The following is a 6,171-nucleotide window of genomic DNA, read 5'->3' on the forward strand; positions in this document are numbered from 1 at the left end:
CGTCGCTGGGCCGGGCGACCGAAGCTAGTATCAAGCCGAACGTCCGTTTCCCGACCCGGCTCAGACATCCGCTGTTGGCGCGTAGTAAGAGATCCCGGCTCCAAACGATCCCATGGCGTCGCCCCGGGCATCCATTCGGGCCGAAACCGCGCCTAAGCGGGGATCTTCGAACCATCCCAAGCGAAGACGCCGCCGGTTTCGTCCGTACCTAGGCCGTTCAGCACGCGTAGGAGATGAGCCGCACTCTCTTCGGGCTGGAAAACCCCCTCGGCATTCGGGTCCGGTCGGAAGGGCCGCGACAAGGCGGAGGCGACCGTGCCCGGATGCAACCCCACGACGATCGCCTCGGGTCGACTGCGGGCGACCTCGATCGAAAGCGTTTGCAGGATCTGGTTCAACGCCGACTTCGAAGCGCGGTAGGTGTACCACCCGCCAAGCCGATTATCGCCGATTGATCCGACCCGCGCCGACAGAGCCGCAAACACGCATCGCCCCCGTCGCGCCAGCAGGGGCACGAAATGCTTGGCAACGAGCGCAGGGCCGATCGTGTTCACCGCGAAGACAGAGGCCATCGCGGCGGGATCCAGCGCCTTCAACGTCTTTTCGGGTGAGACGCTTGCCTGATGAAGGATGCCGGTGGCGACGATGACCATGCCAACAGGTCCAGCCTCACCGACCTTGGCCGCAGCTGCAGCAATTGTCGCTTCGTCACTCAAATCGATGGGCTGGGATCGGACGCCTTGCACGCAGCATGGCTCCGAGCGGGAGAGCGCGAAGATCGGCGCGTAGACTTCGCTCGCGGCGAGCGCGGAGACCAAGGCCGCGCCGATGCCGCCGGACGCACCGATGACGACCGCGCTGGTCAAGCGCGACGCGGTCAAGGATAGGCCTCGCTGCCGGTCGCCGAGTTCGGGCATGCCTTATGAAAAATCAAGCTGAGGTTGTTAGCTGGCATCGCGACGCGCTCCGCCAGATGCAGCTGGTGCACTCTCCCGGCGGCCACGACCGCCTCGATATCGCGGACACCCCAGGAGGCATTTCCCGCTCGAAGGCTGTGGTCGAAAGCAGCGTTGCTCGGCGCAATGTGTGCACCCTGCTCCCGGAAAGGACCGTAGAGGTAGAGGATACCCCCATCCGCAAGTGTTGCTCCCGCGCCAACCATCAACCCGGTGGTCGCGCCCCAGGGGGCGATGTGGATCATGTTGATCGCGACAACCGCGTCCGCCCCCGTTACCGGCCATGGCTGATGGGTCGCATCGAGTGCCAGCGGCGAGCGGATGTTCGCTAGGCCAGCCGCGCGGGTATGGGCAACGATGCTGTGGCGGGCCGCTTCATCCGGATCGCTGGGCTGCCAAACGAGAGCAGGCAGCGCGCGAGCGAAATGGACGACGTGCTCGCCCGATCCGCTCGCGATCTCGAGGACAAGGCCACTGCGCGGGAGAACGCGTCGGAGGACTTCAGTGATCGGTGTGGCGTTACGAGCCGCGGCCGGCGAGAACAGAGCATCGGGCATGGGACGTTTTTACTCGCAGCCGATCCCGACCGTATGCCCTGCCGTAACCGCACGTGGGCTTACGGGCAATGACGTGGCTTCCAATTATTGCGAAGTGGGGCCCCCGGGGAAACGTTAGCCATCCTCGACGGACGGATCACGCGTGATCTTCCGGTCGAACTCGTTTGCGGTGTCACCATTCTCCGGCGCTTCCGCCGCCATCTGCAATGGTGGGGATCCGTCATCTGCGGGTTCGCCCTCAGAATCTGCAACTGGCCCCTCAAAAACTGAGGCGACCGACCGAGATCCAGCGCCACGCGGCCTGCCCAAACCAAGATCCCGGGCGAGCTGCGAACGTTGAGCTGAGTAGGCAGAAGCGGTCATGGGGTAGTCGACAGGGAGGCCCCACTTGGCTCTGTAGGCCTCCGGCGTGAGGCCGAGCCGGGCGAGGTGCCGACGCAGCGTCTTGTACGCCTTGCCATCCTCGAAGCTGATCAGACCGTCACGCTGGATCGAGCGCCGGATCTCAGCTGGCGTCAGCACGCGCTGTTTCTCAGCGGCTTTGGCGTTCACAGAAGTCAGCCCCCGAAGGCTCGCATGCACGCCCCTTATCAAACCGGGCAGCTCCGCCACTGGAAGATGATTTCCTGCGGCATAGGCGGTGACGATCTGCGTGGTGATTTCCACTAGATCGTGCTGTTCGCCAGCTTCGATGGCCATCCGTGCTCCTGCGACCTGAACTTCACCAGCTCAGGTAGCACGGAAGCTAGAGCTATCAACTCACCAAAGGGCTCGCGGAAGCCGACGCTTCCAGCGCTCCCCGGGCCGCAAGGTGGCGACCTCCTGCGCGCGCCGTGCGGAACGGACCCGCGCAGCAGCGGGCTGCGGATTTACGGTGGCATCGACCTCAGCGATAGCGACAGCAGCCGAAGGGGTAGCCTGCCTCTGAGTCTGTACCTCATCAGCAGCCGGCTTCGCGTCAGCAGCTACAACCGAGGCCTTCGTACGGTTGGCCGGGGGCTTCACACGACGCACCCGTGGCATCCGCTCCTCTGCAGGTGCTTCACGCACTTCGGGGACTACGGGCTCAACAGGCATATCGAACATCGGCACGAGGCTCGGCAGCACCCGCCGAGCTGGCGTGTGAGGTCGTGAAGGCTCGGAGTGAACCAGGGGCGAAAGCTGCATCTCGGCAGGCTTCTCAGCATTGGTCACCGTTAGGTTCCCCCACAGGTCCTGACCTTTACGGGAACGTGCTGTGGCTTCGGTGAGCGACGCGCGGGATGTACGGGTATGCTTGATCTCGACCGTGAACGGTCGCGCGCTGCGGCGCTTCATGTATGGAAAAATCCTGAAAACATCTGGCTCAGCGATGCAAATCACGCCGACTGCCGATGCACATCATATGGGATTGCTCTGTTCTTTGTCTAGCCCGCGTTCGGTTGGACAATTTTCGTCATCACAAGCTCTTCGACACAATGCCAAGGGCCAGAACAACGTAAGCACCGACGAAAAACCAAGTCCTGAATTTCACCACGGTGGGTCCGATCGTAGGAATGCGCAGGTACAGACTTGCGACAGCAAGGCCAATCAGCACGAGCGATACGAGGAACGTGATGGCGCGTGGCGGCGATAGATTCAGCATTGCCCCATCCTGGCGCCGCATGGTTGAAGAGTGGTGAAGCCAACGGATTGGTGCGCAGCCCGACTGTTGAGGGCCGCTGGTCCTGATGGGATTGCCCATCAGCATTAACGTTCCGCTTACCCAGACCCGCGAGGTTGCCGCTCTGCATTCGCTGAGGAGACAGCATGTCCGACACCATCGACACCGTTGGGATTGCCGGCGACCGTATCCGCTCGATCATCGAGCGCGTGGAGAAGGTTGAGGAGGAGATCAAGGATCTGATGGAGGCCAAGAAGGAGATCTTTCTTGAGGCCAAGGGTGAGGGCCTGGACGTGAAGATCCTCAGGGAGATCCTCAAGCTGCGTAAGCTGGATCAGGACGAGCGGGACGAACACGAAACGCTGCTCGACGTCTATATGAGGGCGATGGATGCACCGAGCCCGGCTCCAATGGCTGAGGCTGCCTAAGCGGCAGTCGAGAACATTACCGGGCGATAAGCTGCCGTGAGGGTCAGAGGATCTCCACGGCAGCGCGCATCATCTCATCATTGACGTCGATGTAGCGCTGCGTGGTCGAGAGATGGCGGTGCCCGGCGAGCATCATAATGGCCTTGGGCGAGATCCCAGCGTGAGCGAGTCGGGTGATGAACCAACGCCGGCCGCTGTGGCTCGAGCCGCCATCCAGCCCGGCTAGGTCGTACCACCCCCGCATCAGCTGACACAGGGTGTTCGCGCTGAACGCCCCGCGCTTCTGAGTGACCAGCACCGGATGAAGCGGGGTAGGGGGCTGAGCGAGGCTACTGCGGTACTGCTCCACCTCCTTGCGAAGCCGAGCGTTCAGGAAAACCACGCGGGCATGCCCGCCCTTGGTAACCACTGCGCTGAGTCGCAGCTGTTCGCAAGCCTTGCCTTCGCCATTGACGAGGTCGCCCCACCTGAGGGACGCGATCTCTCCCACACGCAACCCCGCGAGGTAGCTCAGCATGAGGGCCATCCGATTGCGCGGACCGAACTTGCCCTGGCTGACAACCGCCGCCAGCCGCTTGAATTCCCCCTCGGTGGGCACGCGCGCCTGCTTCAATCGAACCTCACATTTTGTGCGTATCAGCAACAAATCATGTTGTTTCCAAATCAACCACAGGGCGAGCGATGATCGAAGCTCAATAATATCAACAACATAGCCATGAACATCACTTAAACTAAGTTTTGTGATGTTTTGATTTTGCCCCTTCGTCGGCGGTTCAAGTTCGCCCTTTGAGCACGGAGGCTGCACGGCTTTCCCAGCGTACTAGGTAACCCCAAGGTTGCCTTTGATCGACAACGCTTCGCGCTAACGGCTCCGGGTCATCGGCCGCGATAGGAACCGGGACCACTCCCCGGTAATCAAGCTGTTGAACGAGTAGGCGCTCAGGTGTTGCTGCTCCCGGAAGTCGCCGACGACGGCTACGCCCTGTTCGGGCTGTATGAGCTTGGCGAGGGCTGCCCCGGGGTGGGCAGCGTGTCTCTGACTGAACTGCAGGAGATCAGTGCCAGCCTGCCCGCTGGTTTGGAGCGGGACGGCAGCTTCTGGCCCGCTTATCCCCTCTTGGCCTGTGCGAGGACGGCCAACCGGGGGTCGGATTACCGAGAAGCGCAGCGTACAGAGCGTGGCCGCACGCGGCTGACGAGGTCATATGAGAAAGGCCCGGCGATGCCGGGCCTTCTCCTGCTGCTCCATTTCCGTTTAACGGAAATCGTCGCCTCCCCCTCGCAGCATGGCCATAAGATAATGCTGCAACAGCGACTTCCGATGGTTCAAGTGGAGGAGGTCGCCAGTCCGGAAGAAGTGATGGATTGCGCGTGCACCTTCTTGGATGTGCCAAGGCACTAGCGATCCCACCTCTTGGTTCATGTCGTGAAGCATGTTGGCTTGCTCAATTGCGGCCAGCTCCATGAACGTTTCGTGGTGACTGAGAAGATTAGAGCCTAGGGAATCGAACGCAGGATCGGCCCGCGTATCGCCAGGCATGAAGTCGCCTACCGTGCACAACCGGCCCAACGGGCTGAGGAAGGGAAAGGGTTTGCCGCGATCCACCTGCGCTCCGTGCTGAGCGAACGTGAAAGAACGAAAGTCAAAGGCATCCGATAAGCCGCTGTTGTTTCGCGTGCCAAGCTTCAAACCGGTGGTAACCTGCCCGTACGCCTGAGTGATGCGATAGGCCCGACTGCTGTCGAAAGTAACCTCGATGTCGTCGCGCTTCAGGTACTCGCGGAGAGCGCGCTTGAGCGCCGTGAGTAGCACAGCCACCCCTGGCTCGGTGGTGCCCAGCACGTGGATGTGGCGGATGTGATCGAAAAACCCATTATCTATGTTGTACTTTATGGCTTGCGCCCAAAACCAGAAGTCTAGCCGCATGTGACCGCCTAGCGCGATACCCCACATGCGTCGGTGCTTCATCTCTTCAACCCACGCCCTTGCTTCCTGTGCATTGCGACCTTGGTATACGGCCAGCAGCCGTGTCCCTGCTTGGGCATTGGCGTTCGCCCAGTCCGTGTTGTCTAGGGTGACCTCCAAGCACTTGCGGAAGGTCCAAGTGTTGGGTTGCGCATCGGCGGCACGGGTGGGCACGTCCACGATCAGGCCCACATCAGTGTCGCGCTCGATCCAACGGAGCGAGTGCTCTCGGAACGTGTGCATGGGCGTTTTAACGGCACCGCTGATAAGGGAGAAGCCGCCACTGTCACCAAGTACGAACGAAGTGCTGCGATTGCGATCGCTCACCATGGTGGGGTGTTTGTCCTTGACACCCTCAGCCGCCGTGTAGAGGGCCCAGGGGTAGTGGTACAGACCAGCTGGATCGAGGAAGTCCAACTGCTGTGAGGCAAGCCCAGCGGGCAGCTGGCGTTGGTTCAACCCCCTGCTACTCCGGGTGAATCGAGCAAAATTGCCGTTTACGGCAGGCAGAAAGCGCGCGTAGGTACGCCTTCGGTGAAGGCCGCGTTCGTGGTCCCGGCGGGGTGTCAGGCGGCGATCTGCCGGCGCTGAGGCTGGGTCCAGTTCCACGGCAGCAGATCGT

General features: G+C 61.7%; 7 protein-coding genes. 1 reads left to right on the forward strand and 6 read right to left on the reverse strand.

What is annotated here, in order from left to right; all coding sequences use genetic code 11:
• Positions 1-152: 152 nt before the first annotated feature.
• The 4 genes from ASF22_RS10105 to ASF22_RS10115 all read right to left on the reverse strand — a co-directional run bounded on the left by ASF22_RS10105 (position 153) and on the right by ASF22_RS10115 (position 3,137).
• A complete protein-coding gene (locus ASF22_RS10105) occupies positions 153-881 on the reverse strand; it encodes an SDR family NAD(P)-dependent oxidoreductase (RefSeq protein ID WP_082483620.1) in 729 nt (242 codons plus the stop codon).
• On the reverse strand, positions 878-1,513 hold the full coding sequence (locus ASF22_RS10110; protein ID WP_056263803.1) for a DUF938 domain-containing protein: 636 nt from the start codon (positions 1,511-1,513) through the stop codon (positions 878-880). Before ASF22_RS10110 ends, ASF22_RS10105 begins: the two co-directional genes overlap by 4 nt.
• Before the next feature lie 114 nt (positions 1,514-1,627).
• Positions 1,628-2,212: a MucR family transcriptional regulator gene (locus ASF22_RS22930; RefSeq protein ID WP_082483616.1), complete on the reverse strand. Its 585-nt coding sequence runs from the start codon at positions 2,210-2,212 to the stop codon at positions 1,628-1,630.
• Between the two features lie 739 nt (positions 2,213-2,951).
• Positions 2,952-3,137: a hypothetical protein gene (locus tag ASF22_RS10115; RefSeq protein ID WP_056263805.1), complete on the reverse strand. Its 186-nt coding sequence runs from the start codon at positions 3,135-3,137 to the stop codon at positions 2,952-2,954.
• A gap of 164 nt (positions 3,138-3,301) precedes the next feature.
• Here ASF22_RS10115 and ASF22_RS10120 point away from each other — a divergent pair, with 164 nt between their 5' ends.
• Positions 3,302-3,583 carry a DUF2312 domain-containing protein gene (locus tag ASF22_RS10120; RefSeq protein ID WP_056263807.1) on the forward strand — a complete coding sequence of 94 codons (282 nt, stop codon included), beginning with the start codon at positions 3,302-3,304 and terminating at the stop codon, positions 3,581-3,583.
• A 43-nt stretch (positions 3,584-3,626) separates the two neighbouring features.
• On the opposite strand, the gene ASF22_RS10125 is transcribed toward ASF22_RS10120, so the two are convergent.
• A complete protein-coding gene (locus ASF22_RS10125) occupies positions 3,627-4,388 on the reverse strand; it encodes a site-specific integrase (protein ID WP_244474250.1) in 762 nt (253 codons plus the stop codon).
• 450 nt (positions 4,389-4,838) lie between these two features.
• Positions 4,839-6,171 (reverse strand): hypothetical protein (locus ASF22_RS24840; protein WP_244474251.1); only part of this gene is annotated, 1,333 nt, incomplete at its 5' end.

Source organism: Methylobacterium sp. Leaf87 (assembly GCF_001422775.1).
Lineage (GTDB): Bacteria > Pseudomonadota > Alphaproteobacteria > Rhizobiales > Beijerinckiaceae > Methylobacterium.

Excerpts from the sequence above, each read along its gene's own strand:
- ASF22_RS10110 (WP_056263803.1), bottom strand. The coding sequence starts at position 1,513 with ATGCCCGATGCTCTGTTCTCGCCGGCCGCGGCTCGTAACGCCACACCG.
- ASF22_RS22930 (WP_082483616.1), bottom strand. The coding sequence starts at position 2,212 with ATGGCCATCGAAGCTGGCGAACAGCACGATCTAGTGGAAATCACCACG.
- ASF22_RS10115 (WP_056263805.1), bottom strand. The coding sequence starts at position 3,137 with ATGCTGAATCTATCGCCGCCACGCGCCATCACGTTCCTCGTATCGCTC.
- ASF22_RS10120 (WP_056263807.1), top strand. The coding sequence starts at position 3,302 with ATGTCCGACACCATCGACACCGTTGGGATTGCCGGCGACCGTATCCGC.